The sequence below is a fragment of the Mitsuokella apri genome, from assembly GCF_047974105.1.
Taxonomy (GTDB): Bacteria; Bacillota; Negativicutes; order Selenomonadales; family Selenomonadaceae; genus Mitsuokella.
On sequence record NZ_JBHYRS010000001.1, the window covers coordinates 98,923 to 123,765 of the forward strand.

Below are 24,843 nucleotides of genomic sequence, written 5' to 3' on the forward strand. Positions count from 1 at the left end.
CACACAGTTTCTCCTATTAAATAGTAGACTAAATAGTAAACAGCAAACCTACCAGAGCAAGCCGAGATAACTGAGGTAGGCCCCTGCCGACAGAAACGGCCCGAAGGCCAGCTCGCTGTCTCTCTGCAGCCGCCCGCAGGCCAGCAGCAGAAGGGCCAGCACCGCGCCAATGGCAAAAGACAGCAGCAGCGCAAGCAGTGTCCCCTGCCCGCCGAGCCAGATGCCAAACGCCGCGGCGTACTTAACATCGCCGAGCCCGAGCCCGCCATGCGAGAGCCGGCGCAGCAAAAGCAGCACACCGGCCCCGACCGCGGCGCCAAAAAGGGCCTCAGGCAGGCTGCAAGTCGTTCCCGTCAGCACAAACAGGAGCCCGAACCCTGCCAAAAAAAGATTTCCGCGGTCCGGCAGCAGGCCCGTACAGCAGTCGATGGCCGCCATCGTCACCAAAAGCAGGCAGAACACACTGCCCGAGAGGATGGCGGGGCTTTCCAGCTCAGCAAAGACAAGGCCGGCCAGCATGACCGAGAAGACCAGGACCAGCAGCCCCCGGCTGTACAGCCCCATCATCATTTCTGCCCCTCTGTGTTGGAGCCACCGCCAGCGTCATCCTTCTTTGAATCATCCGCACCTGCAGTTTTTGCTTTTTTGAAGAATGCCGCCGTCGTATTTCCTGTACCGCAGACGGCTCTGCCCTGCTCTATTTTGTATTCCTTATCCGGAACGGTTTTCTTTTCGCCCTGCAAATAGCAGTCACCCGTCGGCGGTTTGACATTCTTGTCCTGCAGATACTCTTCAAGCTCCGCGATTTGCTTTGGCGTTTCCCCGTTCTCAATCGTGTAAACCGCAATGGCCGTATCAAGCGTAGAAAGGTCCGACTGGATTTTGGCCGTATTCGCCGAAGCAATGGCCGAAGTGAATTTTGGTACCGCAATCATCGCGAGGATGGCCACGATGCCCACGGCAATCAGCATGCCAATCAGGGTGAAACCAGCTTCTTTGCTCTGCCTGTTGTTTCGCATTCTGCTTGTCATTTTTGTCTTCATGAAAACGACTCCTTTCTTACCAATACTAAATTTCGCTGCACTAATTTGAATATCTTTCACTACAAAAGTACAAGAGGCCTCATTGTCCTTCTATAGCGGATACTACCTTCTTCTCCACGCCTCTTAAAACTCCTGCCGAAATTTAAAATATTTTTAATTTTTGTAATAACAGTTATAAAGAAAGAGCGTTCCCTCGGGAATGTCCATTCCCAGAGGAAACGCTCTGCTAAGTGTTCACTGTGACAAGAGCAAAATGCTCTTTGCCGACAATCAATACCAATGTGTAAAGCCCAGCGAGAAGCCGACGCCGTTGTAGCCCGGATTGTGCGTGCTGAAGCCATTCGACGAATGATGGAAGAGGTAGGCAAGGCTCAGGGCATCGCGGTCCGTGTAGTTGTACGTCAGGCGCGGGCCGATGCGCCAGAGGAAGCCGAAGGCGCGGCCGTTGCCCGGATGCGCGTGGTTGTAGGCGAGCACGCTGCCCGTGGCATCGAGCGAGGCATCGAGCTTGCCCGAAACGTGTTTCGTCCAGCGCAGCATGTACGACGGACCAAAGCCCACGGCCTCGGCATCGCGATAAATATCATCCTCGGTCGTGTAGCCGAGCGCGCGCTCAAATGTCAGGCCGTAATGCAGCGACAGGGCGCCGAGTTCCCTGTACTGCTTGTAGACATGCACATTGTAGAGGTCGACATTGCGCTTTTTGAAGAAACGGCCGTCAAGGTACTCGAGCTGCACTTCGATATTGCCGTCTGCATGCCTTTTTTCGGCCTGACTTGCCTTTGCTGCGTCAAGAGCCTGTACACGCTTCATTATGGGAACCGGTTTAGCCTTTTCAGTCTGTCCGCCCGCATTCCCTGCCTCAGCACCTGCCGCAGAATCTGCCGTTTTTGCCTGCTGCTCCGTTTTCAGAGCTGCAGCTGACTGCGTCTGATTCTGCACAGCCTCAACGTGCACATTTTGCGCCTGCTCCGCCGAAGTCACGGAAGCCGCTGAAACAAGCGGTGCCTGCCATGCCATCAGCCCGAGTGCCGCTGCCGGCAGCAGGAACAGCCCCTTTTTATACTTATTATACTTACTGTACGAATCCTGTTTTTTCATACCAATACGCCATCCTTCATCCATTACTATGCCGATTGCCAGCACACTTGTGATTCTTTTTCTTGATTTCTATCTATTCTATCGATTCTATCGATAGAACTCCTTATTCCCCAATGTTTCTATCATAGCATAAATGCAGCCGACTCTCAAACGCTCAGTTCTTTGCCCCCAATCTGCAGTAATGCCGCATCTTCAGGCAGAAAATCACCGCGCCAAGGCCCATAAAGACGACGGCGAGAATCGTCAGGGCCTGACAGTCAGCCGCGAGGCGCGGCGAATGGCCAGCAAGGAAGAGCTCGCGCACGGTGTTCGAGAACCATGAGAGCGGAAAAAGGCCGGCAATCTGCTGCAGCCATACAGGCATGGACTCCTGCGGCCACGTGTAGCCCGAGAAAATGAAGGCCGGTACCGGATACATGATGATGGCCCGCACGAATTCCATCTCGCGGTTAAAAAGCGACGAGAAGAACACGGCAAAGGCAATGGCCGCCGTGATGAAAATGGCCGCGAGCGTCAAAAGCGTGCCCAAGGGAGCCTTTAAGGGAATCTCAAAAACCTCCTGCACGAGGAAGACTACCAATAAATAGGAAAGCATCGCGAGGCACCAGTATAGGACGAATTTGGCCGCGAGCAGCAGCAGCGAGGAATTCTGCCAGTCGTGTGCGCCCGCCTGCGCCTGTTCATATTCGCCGTCAACGGCCGCGCCCACGGCAAAGAATATGCCCTGCTGGAACGCGACCATCGCGAGGCCGAGCAGGAAGAAGAACATATAGCCCTGTGTCGTGTTGTAGAGCACGCGCAGGTGCACGTGCACGGGCGCGATCATGTGCTGCAGCAGCTGTTCATCGCCGCCCGTGCGCAGGGCCGTGCGTTCCGCGGCCGCGCGGTCCGAGAATGCCGCGAGGATGTCCTGCATGGCCGAGCTCGTAATATTCGTCAGGATGATGTTCGCGCCGTTCGCCATGTAGAGCACGTCTGCTCCCTGCCCTGTCTTGACTTTTTTTGAAAAGTCCGGGGGAATCTCGATGGCCGCATACGCCTGCTTTGTGTTGAGTGCGTTCTGCATCTCTTCCTCGCTCGTCACAAAGACCGCGGCCTTCATGCTGTCGCTGCTCTCGATGTCGCGCACGAGTTCGCGCGAGAAATGCGAGTTTTCCGCATCGTAGACGACGCACGGCACATCCTTGACGAGATTCGGCACGTACAAGAGGCCAAAGACAATCAGATAGGCTACGGCCGCGCCGAACAGGAACACGAGACGCCGCGGGTCACGTACAGCAAGCAGCAGTTCACGCTTCATTGCCTGCAGAAGTTTCATCGTGCTCCCCCTTTCCCTCATTTCCATGAGATGTACCGGATTCGTCCGTCCAGATATGGAAACGCCGCCGCAGATAAAAAATCCCTGCGGCCACGAGCTGGCAGCCAATACCGCCGAGCAGCATAATCTTACAGTTGGTATAGAGTGTCGGTGCCGTGCCGTTCAGCAGAATGTCGCGCAGCGTGTCGCCGCCGTACGTCATCGGCATCAGCATGCCGAGCACGGACGCGATGCTGCTCATATCAAAATTTGGCCACGACAGGCCGCTGTACAGAAGGCCCGGCATGATGTAGACCATCGGGGCCTGCAGCGACAGCACGCGGCTCGGGCAGCAGCTCGAGAAAATGTGCAGCACACTGCTGACAAAGAAGATGAACGAAGCCCCTAAGAGCATCGCCTCTCCCCAGCTGCCGCGCATCGGCACGGCAAACACATGGATAATCAGGTAAAGCGACAGAAGATACGCCGCAAATGAAAGCAGCCAGTACGGGATACTTTTGCCCACGAGAATCAGAAACGGATGTTTCTTCCGCCAGCGCGGCTGCAGAAGCTCCGTCACGAGGGCCGGTGCAAGCGACAGCATGACGCCAATCTGCAGGCCGTTCATCATGAGGCCCGACAGCATGAACGAGCTGTAGCCGTTGGCCGGATTGCCGAGGATGCGCACGCCCATGCGCACGGGATAAACCGAATTGATGGCATCGTCCGGCAAAAGCCCCTGACTCTCAAGCAGCTGCTGTCCTGCCGCGACCGAGAACGAGCGGCTGACTTCCTGCGAAGCACTGATGGCCGCATTGCCGAACATATTATTCGACGAATCGACCATGAGCATAAAATCCGCGCCGCGCCCCGATTTGAGGTCTTTATCGAAATTCCGCGGGATGGCCAGAGCCACGCGGGCCTCGCCATCGTGAATGGCCTCCCGCATCGACGCTTCGTCCGAAACCTGCGCCACAAACGTGAAGCGGTCTGCATCGGTGTACGCCTCGATGAGTGAACGGCTCGTCGCCGACTGGTCCTCATCCCAGACCACCATTGGGATATGATTGACAACGTTCTCCTGATAAATCAGGCCAAACAGCACAGCAAAGCCCAGCGGCACGATGAACGGCACGAGCGCAACCGGCGGCCTGCCCTTGATGAGATAGAGAAATTCCTCTTTGGCAATCGCATAGAGTGAGGCAAAAATACGCCCGATACTGCTGATACTGCCTAAGCCCTTCATGATGCACCACCGGACGACCCTGCCTGATCGTCGTCCAGCCCTTCAAGACGGAAGCGCATGCCCGGGCGCAGCACATCGGAGTTGACCTGCACCTTGACATTGAAGCTCACGATATCCGTCTCATCGCCGCGTTCACTCGTCGCACGCTGCGTGGCAAACTCAGCCTTCTTGCTGATATCCGTAATCGTGCCCGTGACTTTTGTCGCGTTGTCGCGGCCAATCATCGTGACTTCCTGACCGACATAATACTTCGAGAGCTTCGTCTCCGGCACCTTGATGTCAATCCAGTTGTCCTCAGGGTCCTGCACGGCAACAAGCGGCGTGCCATTTGAAATCATCGAGCCCTCTTCGATGTACTTCTGCGTGATGACGCCGTCAAACGGCGCGCGGATTTCCGTCTCATCGAGCGATACCTCGATGTTCTGCAGCGTGGCCTCGGCCTGCTCAATCTTCATGGCCAGAGCCTCTTCGTTCGCGCGCGATGCATCCGTCTGCAGCGTGCCGGCCTGTGCCTGACGCACGGCGGCCTTTGACTGCTCATAAGCGGCCTGCGCCGTCTTGTACTTCGTGTCAAACTGCTCAAACGTCTGTTTCGAGACAGCCCCCTCAGACAGGAGCTCTGCATAGCGGTCATGGTCGGCCTGCGCGAGAGCGAGGTCCGCCCGTGCCTGATCCGTCGCTGCCTGTGCTTCCGAAACCGCCGAAGCCGTCGTGCCCGACTGCATGTTCGTCGTCACGGCCGCCTGCGCCTGCTGAGCCCGCAGTGCCCGGATGCTCGCCTCAGCCTCGGCCTTTTGCGCCTCAAGGCTGCGTTTATCGATGCGCGCGATGACCTGACCTTCCTTGACCGTATCGCCTTCCTTGACAAGCAGTTCCACAACACGGCCCGCAATCTTTGAGTTCACGTCGATTTCCTTCGCGTCCGCACGGCCCCACGTCGTCTGGTCCGCATTGGCCGTCCTGCCGCAGCCCGCGCAGAGCATCATCATCAGCAGCACAAACGCCAGCAGCAGCCCCAGAGACCGCTGCCCTGCCTTGCTCATCTTTCCTTGCATATCTACCATCTCCCTATTTTGAACGCGTTCAAATTCAGTGCAAAAAAACCTTAGGCCATCACAGCCTAGAAAAAATATAGAGAAGCTCGCCAGGCTCAGATTGCCAGCGGCATCTCAACGAGCTCCTGCGCAATCTTCTGCCAGATTTCTTCGCGCTCGGCCATATGCTGCAGCGTAGCCTCAATCTCTGCCTCCGAAATGCCGAAGAGCTTCAGTGCGGCGCGGATGACCTCGCGGCGGGCTTTTTCCGTATTCATCGCCGTCTCAAAATTCATGGCCGTGATGCAGGCCCCCATCGCGCCCTTAATCAGCAGATTCTTCTGGCGGTATTCTTCTTTCGTGAAACGCTCCCCAAAAAGCTGCTCCGCATAAGCGGCGAACAAATCGACCATGCGCTCAAAGATAATCGGCGAATGGTAGCACTCGTAGTAAATCTCGCGAATGCGCGGATCGTCCTGCATCTTCTTGAGCTCGACCTCGCAAATCACCGCGTACTTGAACGCCGGCGATTCCCCCTCGCTGCAGGCATCGATTTTCTCAATGCACTGATGCACGATGGTCGCGATCATATCGGCAAAAATCATTTCTTTATTCTTGAAGAAATAATAGATGCTGCCCGTCAGTACCCCCGAGCGGTTCACGATGCTGCGGATTGTCGTCTTCTTGTAGCCCTGCTCGATCAGCAGCTCTTTCGCCGTTTCCAGCACCTTCTGCCGGATTTCCTTTGTGTGTTCCTTCATCAAAAATCCCCCTGTCCTTTCCCAAACAGAATTTGTTGAACGTGTTCAACTTGATTTTTACATTTATATTATAAAAAAATCAGACAAATTCGTCAAGCACTTTGCTCAAAAACAAGGACAAAACAAAAAGAAAAACACGGCTTCACTAAAGAATCCGTGTCTTTCCTTCCTATTATAATAGGCGCATATTCTGCTTTATTTTATTTTTCGTCAAGCAGCTCGACGAGCTCGTCGTAGTCGGACTTGAGCTTGTCGTATTCGTCGGCAATCTGCAGTGCCGTGAGCACGGCGATTTTTGTGCTGTCGAAGCTGCGGACGCCGCGGGCCATCTGCTTCATCAGATGGTCGACGCCCTTTGCGAGTTTCTTCAGGCGCTCGGGGTCGTCCGTTGTCTTCAGCGGATACGTCTCGCCAAAAATCTCGACGGCCACGCGCTGCGCGGGCTTTTTCGCCTGCTCAGCACCTTTTTGCGTGTTCTGCGTATTTCCTACTGCCTTTGCTTCAGCCATGGAAATCCCTCCGCTTCCCTGTATCGGCAAAAATCAGGCGCGCAGCTCGGCTGCGAACTGCTTCTCGACGGCCTGCAGGATGTTCTTGAAGGCTGCATCAGCCTCTTCATCCGTCAGCGTCTTGTCCTTCGACTGGAACTGCAGGTTGAAGGCCATGCTCTTCTTGCCCTTCGCGACATGCTCGCCCGTATAAACGTCAAACAGCGTAACATCCTTGAAGTGCTTGCCGCCGTTCTTCGCGATGACGCGCTCGATGTCTGCTGCAGCAACATCCGTGTCGACGACGATGGCGAGGTCGCGCGCGATGGCCGGATACTTCGGCAGCGACTCGAAGTGGAAGTTCTTGCCCGTGTACTTCATGAGGACTTCGACATCCATCTCGAAGAGGTAGACCTTCTGCTTGATGCCGAAATTCTCGGCAGCCTGCGGATGGAGCTCGCCGACAGCGGCGATTGTCTCGCGTCCCTTCTTAAACAGGGCCGTCTTGCCCGGATGCATCGCAAAGTGTTCGCCGGCCTCGACCGTGTACTTCGAAATGCCGAGTACGCGGAAGAGCTCTTCGACAATGCCCTTCATATCGAAGAAGTCGACCATCTCGTTCGACTGGTTCCAGCCGACTTCGTTGCGGCGGCCCGTAATGAGGCCCGCAACCTTCAGGCGCTCTTCCGGCAGTTCCGTAAGAGGCAGTGCCTTCGGCAGGAAGACCGGCGCGACATCAAAGAGCTTGAGGTCGTTGTTCTTGCGCGAGAAATTGCGCACGGCGTTTTCCATGATGGACGTTAAGAGGCACGTGCGGACGAGCGGGGCTTCATCCGTCAGCGGGTTCATGATTGGGATGGCGCGGCGCAGCTCCGAATCAGCCGGCACGAGCAGCTTATCGAAGAGGTCCTCGCTCGTGAACGAGAACGAAAGCTCCTCCGTCATGCCGAGGCTGGCGAGCGTGTGCTTAATTTTATCGACAAAATTCTGCTTTGCACTCTGTTTGCCCTGTACCATGCGGCCAAACGGCGTCGTGCTCGCAATTTTGTCAAAGCCGTAAATGCGCGCGACTTCTTCCGAGAGGTCTTCCATGTACGTGCAGTCATTGCGCCACGACGGCACCGTGACATGGTAGTGTTCCTCGCCCTTCGCTTCGACTTCAAAGCCAAGCGACGTCAGGATCTTGACCATCTCCGTGCCCTCGATGTTCGTGCCGAGGCGGCGGTTGATCTCGTCTGTCGTGTAGTCGATCGTGACCGGCTGCTTTTTCTCCGGATAGCAGTCGACGATGCCCTGCGTGACCGTGCAGGCACCCATGTCCTGCAGCAGCTGTGCAGCGCGCTCAAGCGCACGCGGCGTATTCGTCACATCAACGCCGCGCTCGAAGCGTCCCGAAGCCTCGGAGTGCAGGCCGCAGGCGCGGGCCGTGCGGCGGATGCTCGGGCCGTTAAAAGAAGCTGCCTCGAGTACGACCGTCGTCGTCTTGTCCGTGACTTCCGTCTCGAGGCCGCCCATAATGCCCGCGAGTCCTGCCGGATGCTCGGCATCGGCAATGACGAGCTCCGTGCCCTTCGCGAGGCGCGAGCTGTCGTCGAGCGTATGGAGGTTTTCGCCCTCTTTGGCGAGGCGGGCCGTCAGGCTGTGGCCCGTGATTTCATCGTAGTCATAAGCGTGCATCGGCTGGCCGAGCTCGATCATGACGAAGTTCGTCACATCGACGACATTGTTGATGGCGCGGATGCCGGCACCTTCAAGGCGCTGCTGCATCCATTCCGGCGACGGGCCGATTTTGACATTCTTGATGACGCGCGCGCTGAAGCGGTCGCAGAGGTCGCGTGCCTCGATGCCGACCGAAATCATATCCGCAGCTTTGGCTGTATCGTCTTCCTTGCAGGCAATGACCGGCCATTTCGGCTTATTGCCCGTGAGGACCGCAATCTCGCGCACGAGGCCGAGCACGCTGAAGCAGTCGCCGCGGTTGGCCGTGAGCTCGAACTCGAGCACGACATCGTCGAGGCCGAGCACGTCCTTGGCCGGCACACCGACCGGCGTATCCGCCGGCAGGATATAAATGCCGTCTTTTTCTTCTTCCGTGAGCTTCGTGAGGTCGAGGTGGAGCTCACCTGCCGAGCAGAGCATGCCGTTCGACGGCAGGCCGCGCAGCTTGCCCTTCTTGATGTGCATGCCGTTCGGCAGATGCGCGCCGACCATGGCGACCGGTACGACCTGACCCTCAGCGACATTCTGTGCGCCCGTGATAATCTGAATGAGATCCTTTTCACCGACATTCATTTGGCAAATCTGCAGATGGTCGGAATCCGGATGCTTCGTAAGCTTTTCGATGCGGCCCGTGACAACGTGGTCGAGGCCCTCATCCGCGCGGATGACGTTCTCGACCGGCACGCCGGCCATCGTGAAACGGTCTGCAAGCTCTTCTGCCGACCAGTCAAAATCAATATAATCCTTTAACCATTTGATGGAAACCTGCATTGTTTATCCCCTTTCTCAGAACTGGCGCAGGAAGCGCATGTCATTGTCGTAGAACAGGCGCAGATCGTCGACGCCGTACGAAAGCATCGCGATGCGCTCCACGCCCATGCCGAAAGCGAAGCCCGAGACCTTTTTCGGGTCGTAGCCGCTCATTTCCAGCACATGCGGATGCACCATGCCGGCACCGAGAATCTCGAGCCAGCCCGTGCCCTTGCAGACCTTGCAGCCCTTGCCGTGGCACATGACGCACGAAATATCGACCTCAGTCGAAGGCTCCGTGAAGGGGAAGAAGCTCGGACGCAGGCGGACCTTGACGTCCTCGCTGAAAATCTGGCGCAGGAAGAGCTCAAGCGTGCCCTTGAGGTCCGCGAACGTGATGCCCTCATCGATGACAAGGCCTTCGACCTGCGTGAACATCGGGGAATGCGTGGCATCGTACTCATCGCGGCGGTAAACGCGGCCCGGCGCAATCATGCGGATCGGCGCATTCGGCTCATTCTTCTGCATCGTGCGGGCCTGCACAGGCGACGTCTGCGAACGCATGAGAATGTCCTCTGTAATATAGAAGGAATCCTGCATATCGCGGGCCGGATGGTCCTTCGGCAGATTCAGGGCCTCGAAGTTGTAATAATCCTTTTCGATTTCCGGACCTTCCTCGACGGAAAAGCCCATGCGGAAGAAAATATCCTTGATGCGCTCAAGCGTCAGCGTCAGCGGATGAAGATGGCCTAAAGGCTGCTGACGGCCCGGCAGCGTCACATCGATTTTCTCGCTGGCGAGCTTCTCCTGCATCGCGCGGGCCTTGAGCTCCTCATTCTTCTGCTGAATGAGCTCGGCAATCTCGGCCTTGGCCTCGTTGACAATCTTGCCGACCTTCGGACGGTCTTCCTTGGCCAGTGCGCCCATGCCCCTGAGGATTGTCGTAAACTCGCCCTTCTTGCCGAGGAAGCGGACGCGGATATCGTCGAGCTCCGAAAGATTTCCTGCGGCATTCTTGATGGCCTCGGCAGCTTGTGCCTTCAGCTTTTCAATCTTCTCCTCCATTAAAAAACCTCCTAAAAATAAAAAACCTCCGTCCCTCATACGAGGGGCGAAGGTATAATTCGCGGTACCACCCTGATTTGTAGCTTCATTACGGCTCTAACGCAGCCCTGCGTCCGCCCTTGCCTGCGGAAACTCCGAAGCGAACGTTCACCTGCCCTCATCATCCCGCTCCCAGTCGCGGCGGGACTCCCTGAAGACGAAAGACAGGCTACTCTTCTTCATCATCGTCATGATGTACTAATATACCACATCGCGGCAAAAATTGCAACTGAGCGAAAGGAAGGGGTTACGCCTCTGCGCTCCGGAAATACGCGACCGTACGGCGCAGTCCCTCCGTAAGCGAAACTTCCGGCTCCCAGCCGAGCCCCGTCTTAGCCTTTTCATTCGCGAGCATCGAGCGGTAAATGTCGCCCTCGCGCGCCTCTTTGTAGGCCGGCACGAGCGCCCTGCCCTCGACCTGCCCGAAGATTTCCACGAGCTCCTTGAGGCTTGTCTCCGTCTGCGTGCTGAGGTTGTACGCCGTATTGACTTTTTCCGTCACCAGCGCCCTGCAGATGCCGCGCGCGATATCCCCGGCGTAGATGAAATCGCGCGTCTGCCCGCCGTCGCCGAAAATCGTCAGGCCCTCGCCGCGCGCAACGCGCTTCGCAAAAATGCTGATGACGCCGCCCTCGCCCTTGTCGCCCTGACGCTCGCCGTAAACATTGGCAAAGCGCAGCACGACGTAGTCAAGGCCGTAAAGCTCATGATAAAGGTCAAGATAATGCTCGACCGTGACCTTCGTCAGTCCGTAAAAAGACAGCGGCGCCAGCCTGAGCTCCTCGCGAAGCGGCAGCAAATCCTCCGTCACATCGCCATACGCCGCGGCCGTCGAAGCAAAAATCACGCGTGAAACGCCGCTTTCCCGCGCGGCTTCAAGCACATTGACCGTGCCCATGACATTTTCGGCCGCATCAAAATGCGGGTCCCGGATCGAGGCATCGACCATCGTCTGCCCCGCCAGATGCACAATGGCATCAAAATGACCCGCCGCGATTTTCTCACGCGCCGCCGCCTCGCGGTCATCCATCTGCCAGAACGTAAATCCCCCCGCCGGCAAATGCTCCCGCGCACCCGTGCTCAGATTATCGAGCACCACGACCTCATGCCCGAGCTCCATCAGCTGCCGCACAAGATGCGACCCAATAAAACCCGCTCCCCCTGTAACCAAAATCTTCATGAACCTTCCCCGATCTCCCTTAAACTGCTGTTTTAAATCGTATTATTTTATTATAAGACAGTTTTCATCTTTACACAACCCAAAAAGCCCTGCAGCGCATAAATCCACAGGGCATTTCATATACAATCAGATTCATTCTATCAAAGAGCCAAACCATTATCCCGCGCCAGCTTCTGCACCTCTTCCAGAGAAAGCTGCGTAGTTTCCGCAATAAGATTCACCGACAAACCCTTTCGCAGCATGGAGCAATTAATGGTGTTTGAGGTTAGCTAAAACAGCATCACAGCAGCCGCATCCGTATTTCCCTCATGACCTTTAAAAAGCTTTGAAATGATTTTATGTCATCCATCGCCATAACGCGAGAGCGTATGTCTGATAGATATGATTCATTGGCCACGTATCCCGGACTTCGTTTGCTATAGTTCTTTCGTACGCTGCAGCGAAGCATTTTCTGCAAATAGCGAAAATGATACATCGAATTCGATTCCTGAAAATCAGCGGCTCTCTCCATATCTTCTGGGTCCTTTTGATTGACCGGGTAATGATTCGCAAACGGAGCAAAATCATCTGAGATGACGGCCGGCCATGCCGCCCGATTGCCTAACAGCCAAGTTTCAAAACAGCGTTTCATTGGCAGGACATGAAATGAATACGATACATCTGCCTGTTGAAAATACGAGGCAAACATAGCCCGATCAGACTCAATCTGCTCCTCGTCAGCATCATCTGTATCATAACAAACAATGAAATAATCTGGCGGCGGCACGTCCTGTTGAAAGGTCTTGATTGTATCCTGCAATTGTTTCTTGATGCGCGGATACCCACCGCCCGTCTCTACCAAGAAAGAATTGTCATGAAAATCGGCCATGCCATCAGCCTCGTGAAATTCCGGCAGCATATATCTGAGCCAATGCGGCAGGACATAAAAGAATGACTTCGAATCCTCAGTCAGAAAATATATCTTCATCGTTTCTGCCTCAGCATGTAATTCAACAAGTCCACAAATTGTTCACGGCTGGTCTTGCCAATACCGACGTCTGCTGCTTTTTTTCCTGTGATCACACCTTTTTTCTGTGAAATTAGCAGCCAGTCGTTCACGGGGATCTGATTGATGATATACGGGTGATGGCTGGTCAAGATGAACTGCGTTCCCTCTTCAGCCGCTTTCAGGCGAATCCTTTCTACCACACTGTCAAGGCAGTTTATGCCTAAACTATTCTCCAGCTCATCAAACAAAATGGTCGTATGACGGCAACGGAAATGCAGCAAAGCAAAGATCCAGATGGTCCGCAGCATACCGCTTGATACGTTCTGCTGCTCAATATCGCGGCCATCAATCTTTACGCCGAGCACATATTTTCCTGTAAAAACGGTGGAACTGACTAACTCAATCCCTTCAATCTCGGGAAACACATCCTGCACATCCAGCAAAAAATCATCATACAAATCCGGCATATGCAGTTTGGCTATATGGATATCTGCACCAATGGGCAGGATTGATTCTGCCAGCATATGTATATGAGAACGTCTCGCCGGCTCTTCCTTCGTCGGAAACAAATCCGCAAGATCGTTCATCCACTTCACAGGGATGGGCTCAAAGGCATTTCCCTGCTTATAAAACGACGATACCAGACGCATATCCTGCGTGATCCGGTCAAACGGCCGATTCCCTTGAAATACATATAAGATGCTCTTGTCTTTCGCAATGGCAGGAATCCGGTCATAATCCTTGATTCTGATTTCCTGTTCATGACGCGAAAAAAAAGTTTCTTCTCCCGAAGTCAATTGCTCTTTGACAATCTGATGGGCTGGCTTATCATTCTCTCCCTGCAGCGAGTAACGGCTGCCCGTTTCGATTTCCCATACAAACGACTTCGTTGAATCCTCCGCAGCATAAGGATTGTCCGACATTTGAAAGCCTATCTGGAAATGACAGGCAGTCGGTATGGCCTGACCGTATACTGCCACCTGCAGGAAATCCGACAGCACCTTTAAAATCTGCGTCTTGCCTGCAGCAGACGGTCCTACCAATAAATTCATCCGTTCAAAATTCAAACGTTCGATTTTCTGCCCTGTCGTCTTATTTTCATAAGCCATCCAATTGATGAACATCTCGCCCCTCACCTCTATCCAAAAAGCTATGCCCACGACCTTTCATTGTCACAGGCATAGCTTTTACATATTACACATATCTTACTTGGCATAGAACGGCCCCTGCGACAAAGCCTTACATGCTACCATCAGTATATCATGGGCAGGAACAGGATAGCAAATGACAGCCCAAAAATCCGAAGATACCCGCAAAGCGCTGGCGGGCAGGGGCTTTTGTTGTACGAGAGCGCACACATCCTCATGGTTGCCGGCCCCCAAAAAATCAGGTAAAATATAGGTAAGAACAGCAAAGGGAGTGATGACATGCCATCCAGCGAAGACCAACAGACCGACGAGCTAAAGAAAGCCTATGATGCCGTCTGCAAGAAAGTCCTTGCGGAAAAAGGCATCATTGCCAACATCCTGAAGAGCTGCGTCAAGGAATTCGAGGATTCTTCCATCGATGAAATCGTGCACCACTGTATTCAGGGCACGCCCGAAGTCGGCACGGTCCTTGTCGAACCGGATGCCGGCATCACGCGCATCCAGAACGTACAAACCGAAGACAAAAGCTCGACCGAAGGCACTGTCTTCTACGACATCCGCTTTACGGCTCTCGCCCCGGCAGACGGCCAGCCCATCGAGCTCATCATCAACATCGAAGCGCAGAACGACTTCAACCCGGGCTATCCGCTGCTGAAACGTGCCATTTACTACTGCAGCCGCCTGATTTCCAGCCAGTACGGCACGGTTTTTACGAAGTCACACTACGAAAAAATCCAGAAGGTCTATTCCATCTGGATCTGCACCGCTCCGACAAAAGCCTGGTCCTACACGATCACACGCTACAGCATGAAGGAAGAAAACCTCATCGGACAGGCCGAAGCCCCAAACAGCGACTATGACCTGTTGACGCCGATTCTCGTCTGCCTCGGCAAGAAGCATTACACCGAGCTCACAGGCCTGCTCAAAATGCTCAACCTCGTCCTGCTCGACAACATCAGCTCCGACAGCAAAGTAAAGACATTGTCCGAAGAATTCAAAGTAACAACCACGCCTCATTTAGAAAAGGGGGTCGCAAAAATGTGCAATCTCAGTGAAGGAATCGAAAAACGCGGCATCAGCATTGGTAAAGCAGAAGGTATCAGTATTGGTAAAGCAGAAGGTATCAGTATCGGTGAGACTCGCGGCGAAACTCGCGGAATTGTGCGAAGCATTAAAGCCTTAATGCGTAAAAGCGGCCTGACGATTGATGCTGCCATGGACATCCTCGACGTCCCTGAAGCCGACCGGCCGCGCTACGCCGAGATTATCGAAAAAGGCATACATTGATAAATATGATATCTGCCTCGCAGCCATGCGAGGCTTTTTGCTCATCATTGCCAATATCCTGAAAAGCTGCGTCAGCGAATTTCAGGATCTCTCCATTGACGAAATTGCCCGTCACTGCATTCAGGGAACGCCTGAAGTCAGTACGATCCCAGTCGAGCCGGATATCAGCACGACACGCATTCAAAGTCAGCAAACCGAGGACAAGACGCTGACCGAAGGCACAGTTTTCTACGACATCCGCTTTACGGCTCTTGCCCCGGCAGATGGCATGCCCATTGCGCTCATCATCAACTTCGAAGCGCAGAATGACTTCGAGCCGGGCTATCCGCTCTTAAAACGTGCCCTCTATTACTGCAGCCGCATGATTTCCAGCCAGTACGGCACCGTCTTTACGAAGTCGCACTACGAAAAAATCCAGAAGGTCTATTCTATCTGGATCTGCACCGCGCCGACAAAAGCCTGGGCCTACACGATCACTCGCTACAGCATGAAGGAAGAAAACCTCATTGGACAGGCAGCAGCGCCACGCAGAGATTATGACCTGTTAACGCCCATCCTCGTCTGCCTTGGCAAAAAACGTTACACCGAGCTCACAGGCCTGCTCAAAATGCTCAACCTCGTCCTGCTCGACAACATCAGCTCGGACAGCAAGGTAAACACACTGGCTGAAGAATTCAATGTCGAAACCACACCACATCTAGAAAAGGGGGTCGCAAAAATGTGCAATCTTAGCGAAGGAATCGAAAAACGCGGCATCAATATTGGTAAAGCGGAAGAACGCGACAACATCACGGTCAAATATGTGCAGGCCTTAATGCGAAAAAGCGGTCTGACGATTGATGCCGCCATGGATATCCTTGAGGTCTCTGAAGCCGACCGTTCGCGCTATGCCGAGATCATCGAAAAGGCATACACTGACAAAATATGCTAGCTGGTCAAAGAGCTGCATGAACAACGGCGAGCCTGCCACTGACACGGCTAAACACAACAGCATACCGAATCCAACCAAGCCAATCATCCAGAGCCCTCGCAGCGAAACCGAACGCTGCGAAGGCTTTTTATTATGCCCTTATGCATCCTTGTCATCAATAAAACTCATTCTTATAAATCCTCTTGAATTTTTCGGTTATATCCTTGCCAGAGAAAACATGCTCCGGCGCCTTCTGCATCCCTTTGTTAAGTACCAAAGTGCCATCGTTCAGGTCATACTTTCTCACTCTGCTCTGATAGACAAAAATCAATTGATCTCCGTCACGCAAGATTCTATGTAGTCGCTTGTTGATCAATCCCTGATTCGGAATCTCTTCCAACTCAAGTTCATAATGCCAATGACCGTTACTATATCGCAAAAGGAATACTCCGGCGTTCATTCCCCGCGCCACAAGCAAACAGATGGAATCATCAATGAATACTGCACCGTTCATAGCTGTATTGAAGATCCTTACAAGCTCCACAGTTTCCTTGTGGGTATCTTTAATCTCAACAATTCTACCACGTCCAACAGCTTCCCATCGTCCGCTGTCAGAGTATCCAAGACTTTTTTCTTTGTCCGCCTGTTTTACAGGCTGCTTGTTGTTTACATCCTCAATCGGCTTCGTCCTGATTACATCCGTCCGAAAGATATGTACTTTGCCATGTGGAATTCCAAAATGCTCTGTAAATGTGTCGATTCTTTCCAAGTCTCCTCGTCCAAAACAGCCGAAATACCATTCTATGTCATCCGGGTTTTGATTCTGACGAATGACTTCTTTAAAATACGCCCAGTCGGCCGGATATAACGAGTGCCCGATCGTGATGACCTTGTTGATGTCCAACAGTTTCTTGAAGAAATTCTTGTGTTTCTCGATGTTCTTACCACAGTACTTCGTAAACTCCTCATCCGCATCTGTCACATAACGAAGTGCAGTCTCCTTCGCGTCATAAATCATCTGAGCCCGGTTTCCCGACAGATTCAAGCCTGACCAGTTTTCCTTAAAATCATATTGCTCATCACTGGCTCCAGGCCTATGGCCGATAATCAGTCGTTCTCTTGGCTTCTCTTTTTTCTTGCGCCGATTTCCGTGAATGTAGCATACATCATCTTCATGGATGCCATATAGGGTCTCGATGAATTCCGTGTAATTCCTGATCGAAAGTTATGGCATCAGCTTTTTTGCGTTCCTTCCATAGCCTATCACTCTGAATCTGCTGTTCTTTATCCCTCAGTTTCTTGCGCTTCTTCCGGCATAAAGGACAATGCGTGGGCAATGGGAATTTTCGCTGCCTATAGTACTCCTGCTCCGATCTCCGAATCACAAATGCCCGGCCGCAGTCCTTACATTTTACTTCAATATCTTTCAATGATATCACCTCTGGTTAAAAGTATTTTCTCTTATTATGTTCTTCTCACAAGGCAAACCGCATAAAATAAAATCCCTTATACTATAATGCTTACAGTATAAGGGATTTATCTATAGCAAAATCCTTATTTTAACGATATGTTTAATTTATCAGAAATATATTTTTTTACTCCTTCATCCGTTTGAAAATCATACTTTTCAGCTAACGAATCAAAAAAGATGCGTATACTTTTTTTATCAATCACAGCATCTGATCCCATATCATCAGGCAATCCATGTCTAGCTCTAATCCATGGCTTTTCCGTATGCGTAATTCGTTCCAACGTTTTTCCACCATAAGATCCAAACGTATTTGCGATTCTTTCAATGATCTTTTTTTCTGTAGAATCCAATCTATTTGCTAAATTTTCGAATAAACAAAATCTCAAATCATCAATGGGATTATAATGGAAATCACGAAATAAATCGTAAACAGAACGATACACCGGTCCATGCACCCATGCTTCGCAGTCCTCATAGAATAACTCACGGTGTGTTGTAGCCATGCAGATTCCCTGCGCGTAATACAATAATTTTTGCAACATAAGCGGTGTGATTTCATCCAGTAACATGAACAGTGTATAAATAACAGCCAACAGTTTAGGAGACACCTTTTTAAAGCTATTACGGATATTTTCTATTTCATTTTTTGCTTTTTGATAAGCAACATCAGTAAGAAGATCTTTATGTTCATCCAACATCTTTTCCATATAGTCTGTCGAATGAAGTGCCTGTCGAATTCGATCTGAGTACTCTTTTGATGGTACCTGCCCATTTAAATACCGCTTAATCGTAATTTCACCAAATCCAAGCGCCAATGAAAGCGACGACTTATTTAAGTTATACAGCTTCATTAATTTATCAATTTCTTCAATGGTAACAATATTTTCTTTCTGACGGTACTGCTGATCAATCATGGCAACATTTTTATCCATCAATCCCCGCGGACACATATTAGCTCCACATACAGTACACACTGCATTCATCACACGAAATTTATATTTTTTCCCACGAATCGTTTTTTCAACACAAACAGGTTTCAGTATATACTCCGTTTCCCTTCTGCATTCAGTGCAGAAATCTTTCACCTTTCCTTTCATAATAAATTCCTCCTAATCACAATGAATCCTTATTTATGATAATTTTTATTTATATCAGCATACAACTTCAGCGGATGTTCTTCTTCATGAAATGAAATAATGATCAAGTACTTGTCATTAGTACGACGGATACAATTAAATTTTATATATATCCCCACCATATCTTCTTGATTCCCAAATCGTTCTTGTAATAACAACTCTTTCCGAAAAATATACAGAATTTCATGCTTATATCTAGGATGTACATTTCGAACCCGCTGGCAAAAGTCTTCTGGAGTAAGTTCTGTACATATTCGTGCAACATCACGTTCTGACAATAGATATTTCTCCAAGAGCTCCTCATTTTTATCGCGATTGCTCGCAAAAGAAAAGCATTCTCTCTTAATTAAATTTGCAACCTCATCTAAATAGGATACAATTTCATCATAAGATACATCCGGTAACTCCACCCAACATGCACCTCCTTTTTTCTTTATTATAGCATGTATGATACGATTTTGTAAATATCATATCATATACATTCTCTCTTATATAGCATCCGGAGCTTTGCCGCGACGGTATTCTCAACCTCACGCACGAAAAGCGCAAGCCTATCTACCGTCTGCTCGTCGATCTCGATGACAACTAACTCAAAAGCTGACGACGTACTCGCGAGCCGCATCATCAAGAATCAGGGCGCGGACACCTTCTCCCCGCCGCTTTATGCCTGACCGCCTGATTTGGGCTGGGATTTGACCGTCAAATTTCGTGCTTGCACTTGACACTCACTTCCCCCATAATGAAATCAAGGCAAGGGCAGAAGCCCAAAGCCAAGGCCCAGGCAGCCGGCCTCAAAGCCTGGGCCCGAGGCCAAATCCCACCTCTACTAACTGCTACCGAAAGGAGAATGCTTTATGGCAGCACATCGCATCAACGTCACCACGGCACTCAAAATCAAGGTCGAAAACGGCACGACGGACACGGGTCTCGTCAAGTACGCAACGCGCTCGTACAACTCCATCAACCCGGAGATCACGGACGACGACCTCTACACGATCGGCCAGGGCCTTGCAGCCATGCAGACGCACGAAGTCGGCGACATCCAGCGCACCGAAACGGCGACGCTCTCCGCTGACTGACCCTTCCCTCCTCTCCCGAGGCGCAAACGCGCCTCACTCCCTTTTTGCCTCTATATAATGAAAGGAGCTATGCACTATGAAACGCACGCTGCAGATCACCTTCGTTCTCGACAACGCCAAGACGAAGACTCTCTCCCTCACGGACCCCAAAGAAGACCTCGCCAAAGACACGGTCGAAGCCTGGGCCCAGAACGTCATCGCCAAGAAGGCCATGACGATTGACGGCGCCCTGCCAGTTGCCTTCAAGGAAGCATCCTTCCGCAAAGTCGACGTCGAGCTGCTTGTCTGAGCCTAAACCAAAGGCAAGTGACCATGGAACAGAACCTGCTCACGGCCATCTCCAGTGTAGGCTTCCCCATCGTCGTCACGCTCTACCTCCTGACCAGCTTCCAGCGCTCCATGGACCGCTTCACGGGCGAACTCAGTCAGCTGGTCAAAGAGCTGCATGAACAACGGCGGGCCTGCTAAGAGTCGGCCAGACACAACAGCATATCGAATCCAACCAAGCCAATCACCCAGAGCCCTCGCAGCGCAACTGAACGCTGCGGGGGCTTTTTTGTGTGCACGTCTTATATAAAACACAACATTCCAACTATTGTCAGAAAAAGAAAAACCGCCATCTTGTGATGACGGTTTATTTTTGTAAAATTGGCACGACAAGAAAGCAGCGCAACTCCGTGATATGGGCAGAAGCTGTAAGCAGCTATTGGTGCTTAGGACTATCTACTGTACTCAGCAATTTCTCGCTACTGAAATTTATATACTCAATCCCCCGACATTGCATTAAAAGATCAAAAAATTCGCGTATTTTTCGTCTAGAACGGGTAAGGTCTCTCATATTATGTCGTAACAAGCAAGAAGTAAATACGACTTCTTCTTTAGCTCTTGATAATGCTACAAAAAACGCACATCGATCTTCTTGTTTATGTTTAGAAAAATTCCAGAAAGTTTCATCTTCCAATCCGACAAAATATACAATTCGATATTCTAATCCTTTGCTTTTATGTATCGTCATAATTGGTATCGTATTTTCCCCTCGAAAATTTTGCAAAGCCCTCAATACATTATCTTGTTTTTGTAACTCATCTATAAATAGTTTAATAAACTTATCTTTTATTTCAGTCAAATAATTTCCGTGATTATATTCTGGATAATTTGATCTAATGTTACCCTCTCCAACAAAACCAATAATTGAATCAGATAATTTTTTTATATCCACTTTTGCTAATATTTTTTGTCTCAACTCTATAAGGTATTGATTCATATCTCTTTGAATCTGAAAATAACTTTTTTCATCTTCAATCTTTTGCAAAATACATAATTGCTCCAATAACTTATCCCAGAGTTCTGCATTCCTTCCATAAGCGGCTAATTCTAAAAAATTAGTAATTATTTCGACGATAGGTTCTTTTAATAAATCTTGATAAATATTTTCGACTCTGGCTTCTACATTATACTTTTTTAAAGATTTAATAATTTCATCTGCAAATTTATCCGCTGTCTGCTTACATAAAATACAAATATCCTTTTCTACAACACCATTTTTATTTTTTCAACTATGTTTTTAGCTAAATGATATGCTTCATCTTTTTCGTCGTTAAAAATCCATAAAGATACCTTTCCATCATTTGCTTTCCATTTAGATGATGTTTCTATATTTCGTTCTCCATCATCACATAAGGATTGATACATAGATTTTTGAAGAGCCACTAACTTAGGTGCAGATCTATGATTCATTAATAGATACAATGTTCGAGCAGAAAAATCACGTTCAAAGTCCTGAAAAACTGTTTCTCTAGCACCTGCCCATAGCATAATTCTTTGCTTATTATCTCCCACAGCAGTAACTTGTGTTGAAGAATTACAGAAAGATTTTTTTACCAAATTATACTGTAGATCTGTTGTATCTTGAAATTCGTCTAAAAACACATATTTATATGTATGGCGTAAAGCACGTAAGATATATGTATTATGGTGTAATATGTATATTACGAGCAATGTGATTAGTGAAAAAGTTAAATTCGTATAAGGCTTAATCTCACGATGAAATATCTGTTTATATATTTTTTCTGGTAGAATAATTCTCTCTTTTTTTATGGCTTTTATGATATTATTCAAAAGAGTTTTCTCTGCTTGATGTAAATCCGTATTCCAAAACTTCAAATACTCAGTTTCCTGAAGCATCTGTTTTATCTGATTTGTATTAGTAAGTATAACATAGTCCTGATCCGGTCGAATTGACTTCGGCAAAACTTCTCTAAATTGATCTAATAATTGCTTAGCAAAGGCATCATAAGTAAGGGAATCAATACGGATAGCCAAATCTTTTCCAGATCGATTAACTATTCTTTCTTTCAGATTCTTAGCTGCATCCTTCTTAAAACTAATTGCTAAGATTTTTTTTGGTGGAGGACATAAATTAGTTCTCAAAAGGTAGTCGGCCTTCTGTGCCAACAACTCTGTTTTTCCGCTTCCTGGTCCAGCAACCACCAACACATTGCCCTCAGTTCTTATAGCTCGACTTGCATCTGACTCTAATTCTATACCAGCCAAAGGACACCAGTTATCTGGTTCGATGATCTGCATCCTTCATCACCTTAATTCATTTATTAATTTTCACTTAATAAAACTTCTGCGTCATCAAATAATCTACGAAAAACACCTGGCATATTATTAATTAATTCGTCATCGGATACATGTGTCATTGCTTCTATATGCGTTGTTGGTTTTCCTCTATTTAAAAAGAAATATGTATACCAAATTAAAAGACGTTTTTCATCTTTTGTGTATATATCACGTTCCTTTCCATTCTTTTTTAAGGCATGTTGTACATCTTTTTTTATTCTTGATTCATATGCTTTTGTAAAAATCCCTTTATCTGTTTCTCCTTCTATATCGCGAATATATTTTGTTTCCTTGTTTTTACTAGATCCTACAGTAATAGAAGGACCTTCAGCGAAACTCAACATACTTTTATAAATAGCTCCATAGGATTCCAACATCAAAAAGTCAATATCTAACGGGGCAGAAAAGTAAACATGTTGTTTTTCCAATAAATTTATCCATTGCTTTAATTTTTTCTTGTTGTTAGCTGTATAAGATCGTTGATGCATCTGTTCTAATAAATTATCATCCAATTTATCAAAACCGTTATCAAAAAGCTCTTTCTTTTTTTCCTCGTCATTCAAAATCAATTGTTGAATTATATATTTTATGCGTCCCCATCCAGCACCTTCTCGTCCAAGGTCCAGATCTAATAAAGTTATATGTGGAATATGTAAATCACTTAATAAACGCCAAAAATGATTTACGTACCGTCCGCCTAATGGCACTACTGAGATACCATTTAAGTCTGGCTTTTGGTTTAATCTTTCCCAAAACTTTGATAAAATAATTTCTTCACTATCGCCTTCACCCAAAATCACTAATTGAGCAAAATAAATCTCAGGATATGCTTGAATTGCTTCTTTTAAGAACTTATATTTTTCTGAAATCTTTTTATCACATGAAAAACTAATTCGTGAAACATAAGTGGACTGATCATTTTTATTTAGACGTAGATAACGTAAATGAATAGGATCCACTCGCTTCACCATAGATGGAGAATGCGTTGTAATTATAACTTGGGAATTTTTATTTTGAGCAATAGATTGTAGGTTATATAGCACTCTTCCTAACAAATGTGGAGATATATGATTTTCAGGCTCTTCTAAAGCCACAATTGTTAATATTGGACATTGAGATACCCTTCTTTTTTCAAATGATGATTCATTGTATTCTTCTTCAATCCGTAACAAACTATTCACTAAAGAAATGTAAAACAAAGATTTAAACCCATCTCCCATTTCATCCACTGTGTAATCGCGTTCCGTTTCAGTTGGTGAAAATACAATATCGGAGCGTTTGAAAATGGCATCAAAATCGGGAGTAGAAAAATTTAACTTGGCATTTGAGTAACGTTTATCCTCATCATATTGCTGCCATTCCGAGCTAATCGAATTCGATATATCTGCAATATCATGCTTTTGAATAAATGTTTTATTCAATTCATCTATTTGATGATTTATCTCGCTTTTCTCTGATTCACTCCATTCTATGTTACTAAGCATCTGATAAATCATACTTCCTGACACATTGTGCAATTGATGTGTTGGATTACGCGTCGCAGGAACATATAAGACTCTGATATTCGCTGATAAATCAAAACGATTTATCGGTTTTTTATTCTCATCTTTGATATCATCATTTTCGCTGCAAGTAACATAATATATATGGCTATCAACATCGCCATCTATACTATTATTACGTTGCCAAGAAGCTTCTAAACGTATTCGAAGATAAGGCTTTGGATCGTTTTCATCTACAACAAGATAATGAAAGAATGCAGGAACAGCTTGATCATTGTCTTCATCTTTTTCTTCATCTAATTCATCGAACGTAAAATCTGCTTCGACAGATAAATCTAGATGATTCACCTGATCCGGCTTCTTTCCTGCAGGTAGGTGAAAATCACTACGTACCAAGATTCGATCTGATGGATTTGAAGAAAACATTTTATTCAATGCTATCATAGCAGCTGTTTTCCCTACACTATTCTTTCCGATTAAAACAGATAAATTGTCCATCTCTATAATCTTTTCTGTTTCGCCAAAGCTACGAAAGTTACGAATTTTTAATTTCGATATTTTCAAGGCTGTTCTCCTTATACATATAGCAAGCAATTCTATATTCTTCATGTAGGAATACAATCACTCAGTTAAGCCACGAATTAATCTTAAATACAGTTTGTTCCTATATCAAATTATAATATTCGCTAAGATATTCAAATTTCCTTCTTATAAAATTTCAACAACTACTTATTGACTTCATACGCATTAGGACTATGCTATCCTTTCACCATGCATGCTTGCCTACTGCTGGAATATCCTGCAGACGATGTCGAGCAGGTCTTCGGTACCGTTCTTTATGAGCTGGAATTCATTAGTGTAAAGATAGTGATTGACGGTCTGATGCCACTTTCAGTTGTCCCATATGACATCTTTCTTTTTCGCGTTAATCTGCATCGAACTGTCCTCATAAAATGTACACCAAGGCAAAAACG

At 48.7% G+C, this 24,843-nt stretch carries 25 protein-coding genes; 5 read left to right on the top strand and 20 right to left on the bottom strand.

Translation table 11 applies throughout. The features are described 5' to 3' along the window. Positions 1 to 48: 48 nt before the first annotated feature. The 13 genes from ACE419_RS00430 to ACE419_RS00490 all read right to left on the bottom strand — a co-directional run bounded on the left by ACE419_RS00430 (position 49) and on the right by ACE419_RS00490 (position 13,835). A complete protein-coding gene (locus tag ACE419_RS00430; RefSeq protein ID WP_435720650.1) occupies positions 49 to 570 on the bottom strand; it encodes a prepilin peptidase in 522 nt (173 codons plus the stop codon). Next, positions 567 to 1,043 carry a competence type IV pilus major pilin ComGC gene (locus ACE419_RS00435; protein WP_435720651.1) on the bottom strand — a complete coding sequence of 159 codons (477 nt, stop codon included), beginning with the start codon at positions 1,041 to 1,043 and terminating at the stop codon, positions 567 to 569. Before ACE419_RS00435 ends, ACE419_RS00430 begins: the two co-directional genes overlap by 4 nt. Positions 1,044 to 1,313: 270 nt before the next feature. After that, entirely contained in the window at positions 1,314 to 2,144 is an 831-nt protein-coding gene (locus tag ACE419_RS00440) for an acyloxyacyl hydrolase (protein WP_435720652.1), read from the bottom strand. Between the two features lie 154 nt (positions 2,145 to 2,298). After that, positions 2,299 to 3,462 carry an ABC transporter permease gene (locus ACE419_RS00445; RefSeq protein ID WP_435720653.1) on the bottom strand — a complete coding sequence of 388 codons (1,164 nt, stop codon included), beginning with the start codon at positions 3,460 to 3,462 and terminating at the stop codon, positions 2,299 to 2,301. Then, positions 3,434 to 4,687: an ABC transporter permease gene (locus ACE419_RS00450; RefSeq protein ID WP_435720654.1), complete on the bottom strand. Its 1,254-nt coding sequence runs from the start codon at positions 4,685 to 4,687 to the stop codon at positions 3,434 to 3,436. The genes ACE419_RS00445 and ACE419_RS00450 overlap by 29 nt, the downstream gene beginning before the upstream one ends. Next, positions 4,684 to 5,742, bottom strand: a complete 1,059-nt coding sequence (locus ACE419_RS00455; protein WP_302488770.1) for an HlyD family secretion protein — start codon at positions 5,740 to 5,742, stop codon at positions 4,684 to 4,686. Before ACE419_RS00455 ends, ACE419_RS00450 begins: the two co-directional genes overlap by 4 nt. A 95-nt stretch (positions 5,743 to 5,837) precedes the next feature. Further along, positions 5,838 to 6,482: a TetR/AcrR family transcriptional regulator gene (locus ACE419_RS00460; RefSeq protein WP_302609991.1), complete on the bottom strand. Its 645-nt coding sequence runs from the start codon at positions 6,480 to 6,482 to the stop codon at positions 5,838 to 5,840. A 200-nt stretch (positions 6,483 to 6,682) separates the two neighbouring features. Next, the gene (locus ACE419_RS00465) at positions 6,683 to 6,991 is read right to left on the bottom strand and encodes a cell division protein ZapA (RefSeq protein WP_435720655.1); all 309 of its coding nucleotides are present in this window, start codon (positions 6,989 to 6,991) and stop codon (positions 6,683 to 6,685) included. A 33-nt stretch (positions 6,992 to 7,024) separates the two neighbouring features. Next, positions 7,025 to 9,460 carry a phenylalanine--tRNA ligase subunit beta gene (gene pheT / locus ACE419_RS00470; RefSeq protein WP_435720656.1) on the bottom strand — a complete coding sequence of 812 codons (2,436 nt, stop codon included), beginning with the start codon at positions 9,458 to 9,460 and terminating at the stop codon, positions 7,025 to 7,027. A gap of 15 nt (positions 9,461 to 9,475) precedes the next feature. Further along, positions 9,476 to 10,504, bottom strand: a complete 1,029-nt coding sequence (gene pheS, locus ACE419_RS00475) for a phenylalanine--tRNA ligase subunit alpha (RefSeq protein WP_435720657.1) — start codon at positions 10,502 to 10,504, stop codon at positions 9,476 to 9,478. A 286-nt stretch (positions 10,505 to 10,790) separates the two neighbouring features. Beyond that, complete coding sequence (locus ACE419_RS00480) at positions 10,791 to 11,723, bottom strand: NAD-dependent epimerase/dehydratase family protein (RefSeq protein ID WP_435720658.1); 933 nt, start codon at positions 11,721 to 11,723, stop codon at positions 10,791 to 10,793. Between the two features lie 280 nt (positions 11,724 to 12,003). After that, a complete protein-coding gene (locus ACE419_RS00485) occupies positions 12,004 to 12,690 on the bottom strand; it encodes a hypothetical protein (protein WP_435720659.1) in 687 nt (228 codons plus the stop codon). Beyond that, entirely contained in the window at positions 12,687 to 13,835 is a 1,149-nt protein-coding gene (locus ACE419_RS00490; RefSeq protein WP_435720660.1) for an AAA family ATPase, read from the bottom strand. The genes ACE419_RS00485 and ACE419_RS00490 overlap by 4 nt, the downstream gene beginning before the upstream one ends. Before the next feature lie 303 nt (positions 13,836 to 14,138). On the opposite strand from ACE419_RS00490, the gene ACE419_RS00495 reads away from it, so the two are divergent. Beyond that, positions 14,139 to 15,146 (top strand): hypothetical protein, encoded by a 1,008-nt coding sequence (locus ACE419_RS00495; protein WP_435720661.1) that lies wholly within the window; start codon positions 14,139 to 14,141, stop codon positions 15,144 to 15,146. Continuing rightward, complete coding sequence (locus ACE419_RS00500; RefSeq protein WP_435720662.1) at positions 15,067 to 16,077, top strand: hypothetical protein; 1,011 nt, start codon at positions 15,067 to 15,069, stop codon at positions 16,075 to 16,077. The genes ACE419_RS00495 and ACE419_RS00500 overlap by 80 nt, the downstream gene beginning before the upstream one ends. 154 nt (positions 16,078 to 16,231) lie before the next feature. Here the strand turns inward: ACE419_RS00500 and ACE419_RS00505 are convergent, their stop codons facing one another. The 4 genes from ACE419_RS00505 to ACE419_RS00520 all read right to left on the bottom strand — a co-directional run bounded on the left by ACE419_RS00505 (position 16,232) and on the right by ACE419_RS00520 (position 19,073). Beyond that, entirely contained in the window at positions 16,232 to 17,275 is a 1,044-nt protein-coding gene (locus ACE419_RS00505; RefSeq protein WP_435720963.1) for an AbiH family protein, read from the bottom strand. Then, positions 17,229 to 17,495 (bottom strand): zinc-ribbon domain containing protein, encoded by a 267-nt coding sequence (locus ACE419_RS00510; RefSeq protein WP_435720663.1) that lies wholly within the window; start codon positions 17,493 to 17,495, stop codon positions 17,229 to 17,231. The genes ACE419_RS00505 and ACE419_RS00510 overlap by 47 nt, the downstream gene beginning before the upstream one ends. A gap of 115 nt (positions 17,496 to 17,610) precedes the next feature. Further along, complete coding sequence (locus ACE419_RS00515; protein ID WP_435720664.1) at positions 17,611 to 18,624, bottom strand: type II toxin-antitoxin system antitoxin SocA domain-containing protein; 1,014 nt, start codon at positions 18,622 to 18,624, stop codon at positions 17,611 to 17,613. 29 nt (positions 18,625 to 18,653) lie between these two features. Continuing rightward, positions 18,654 to 19,073: a hypothetical protein gene (locus ACE419_RS00520; protein ID WP_435720665.1), complete on the bottom strand. Its 420-nt coding sequence runs from the start codon at positions 19,071 to 19,073 to the stop codon at positions 18,654 to 18,656. Between the two features lie 444 nt (positions 19,074 to 19,517). Here ACE419_RS00520 and ACE419_RS00525 point away from each other — a divergent pair, with 444 nt between their 5' ends. The 3 genes from ACE419_RS00525 to ACE419_RS00535 all read left to right on the top strand — a co-directional run bounded on the left by ACE419_RS00525 (position 19,518) and on the right by ACE419_RS00535 (position 20,210). After that, positions 19,518 to 19,742: a DUF1659 domain-containing protein gene (locus tag ACE419_RS00525; protein ID WP_432647794.1), complete on the top strand. Its 225-nt coding sequence runs from the start codon at positions 19,518 to 19,520 to the stop codon at positions 19,740 to 19,742. 76 nt (positions 19,743 to 19,818) lie between these two features. Further along, entirely contained in the window at positions 19,819 to 20,031 is a 213-nt protein-coding gene (locus tag ACE419_RS00530) for a DUF2922 domain-containing protein (RefSeq protein WP_432647406.1), read from the top strand. A gap of 23 nt (positions 20,032 to 20,054) precedes the next feature. After that, entirely contained in the window at positions 20,055 to 20,210 is a 156-nt protein-coding gene (locus tag ACE419_RS00535; protein ID WP_435720666.1) for a YvrJ family protein, read from the top strand. A 235-nt stretch (positions 20,211 to 20,445) separates the two neighbouring features. Here ACE419_RS00535 and ACE419_RS00540 read toward each other — a convergent pair whose 3' ends face one another. From ACE419_RS00540 to ACE419_RS00550, 3 genes are all read right to left on the bottom strand, one after another. Then, positions 20,446 to 21,054: a 3'-5' exonuclease gene (locus ACE419_RS00540; RefSeq protein WP_435720667.1), complete on the bottom strand. Its 609-nt coding sequence runs from the start codon at positions 21,052 to 21,054 to the stop codon at positions 20,446 to 20,448. 218 nt (positions 21,055 to 21,272) lie between these two features. Further along, on the bottom strand, positions 21,273 to 22,328 hold the full coding sequence (locus ACE419_RS00545) for a UvrD-helicase domain-containing protein (RefSeq protein ID WP_435720668.1): 1,056 nt from the start codon (positions 22,326 to 22,328) through the stop codon (positions 21,273 to 21,275). A 23-nt stretch (positions 22,329 to 22,351) separates the two neighbouring features. Beyond that, positions 22,352 to 24,433 (bottom strand): ATP-dependent nuclease, encoded by a 2,082-nt coding sequence (locus ACE419_RS00550; RefSeq protein ID WP_435720669.1) that lies wholly within the window; start codon positions 24,431 to 24,433, stop codon positions 22,352 to 22,354. Positions 24,434 to 24,843 lie beyond the last annotated feature (410 nt).

Coding starts and splice junctions, on each gene's coding strand:
- ACE419_RS00430 (WP_435720650.1), bottom strand. CDS start 570: ATGATGATGGGGCTGTACAGCCGGGGGCTGCTGGTCCTGGTCTTCTCG.
- ACE419_RS00435 (WP_435720651.1), bottom strand. CDS start 1,043: ATGAAGACAAAAATGACAAGCAGAATGCGAAACAACAGGCAGAGCAAA.
- ACE419_RS00440 (WP_435720652.1), bottom strand. CDS start 2,144: ATGAAAAAACAGGATTCGTACAGTAAGTATAATAAGTATAAAAAGGGG.
- ACE419_RS00445 (WP_435720653.1), bottom strand. CDS start 3,462: ATGAAACTTCTGCAGGCAATGAAGCGTGAACTGCTGCTTGCTGTACGT.
- ACE419_RS00450 (WP_435720654.1), bottom strand. CDS start 4,687: ATGAAGGGCTTAGGCAGTATCAGCAGTATCGGGCGTATTTTTGCCTCA.
- ACE419_RS00455 (WP_302488770.1), bottom strand. CDS start 5,742: ATGCAAGGAAAGATGAGCAAGGCAGGGCAGCGGTCTCTGGGGCTGCTG.
- ACE419_RS00460 (WP_302609991.1), bottom strand. CDS start 6,482: ATGAAGGAACACACAAAGGAAATCCGGCAGAAGGTGCTGGAAACGGCG.
- ACE419_RS00465 (WP_435720655.1), bottom strand. CDS start 6,991: ATGGCTGAAGCAAAGGCAGTAGGAAATACGCAGAACACGCAAAAAGGT.
- pheT (WP_435720656.1), bottom strand. CDS start 9,460: ATGCAGGTTTCCATCAAATGGTTAAAGGATTATATTGATTTTGACTGG.
- pheS (WP_435720657.1), bottom strand. CDS start 10,504: ATGGAGGAGAAGATTGAAAAGCTGAAGGCACAAGCTGCCGAGGCCATC.
- ACE419_RS00480 (WP_435720658.1), bottom strand. CDS start 11,723: ATGAAGATTTTGGTTACAGGGGGAGCGGGTTTTATTGGGTCGCATCTT.
- ACE419_RS00485 (WP_435720659.1), bottom strand. CDS start 12,690: ATGAAGATATATTTTCTGACTGAGGATTCGAAGTCATTCTTTTATGTC.
- ACE419_RS00490 (WP_435720660.1), bottom strand. CDS start 13,835: ATGTTCATCAATTGGATGGCTTATGAAAATAAGACGACAGGGCAGAAA.
- ACE419_RS00495 (WP_435720661.1), top strand. CDS start 14,139: ATGCCATCCAGCGAAGACCAACAGACCGACGAGCTAAAGAAAGCCTAT.
- ACE419_RS00500 (WP_435720662.1), top strand. CDS start 15,067: ATGCTGCCATGGACATCCTCGACGTCCCTGAAGCCGACCGGCCGCGCT.
- ACE419_RS00515 (WP_435720664.1), bottom strand. CDS start 18,624: ATGAAAGGAAAGGTGAAAGATTTCTGCACTGAATGCAGAAGGGAAACG.
- ACE419_RS00525 (WP_432647794.1), top strand. CDS start 19,518: ATGGCAGCACATCGCATCAACGTCACCACGGCACTCAAAATCAAGGTC.
- ACE419_RS00530 (WP_432647406.1), top strand. CDS start 19,819: ATGAAACGCACGCTGCAGATCACCTTCGTTCTCGACAACGCCAAGACG.
- ACE419_RS00535 (WP_435720666.1), top strand. CDS start 20,055: ATGGAACAGAACCTGCTCACGGCCATCTCCAGTGTAGGCTTCCCCATC.
- ACE419_RS00545 (WP_435720668.1), bottom strand. CDS start 22,328: ATGCAGATCATCGAACCAGATAACTGGTGTCCTTTGGCTGGTATAGAA.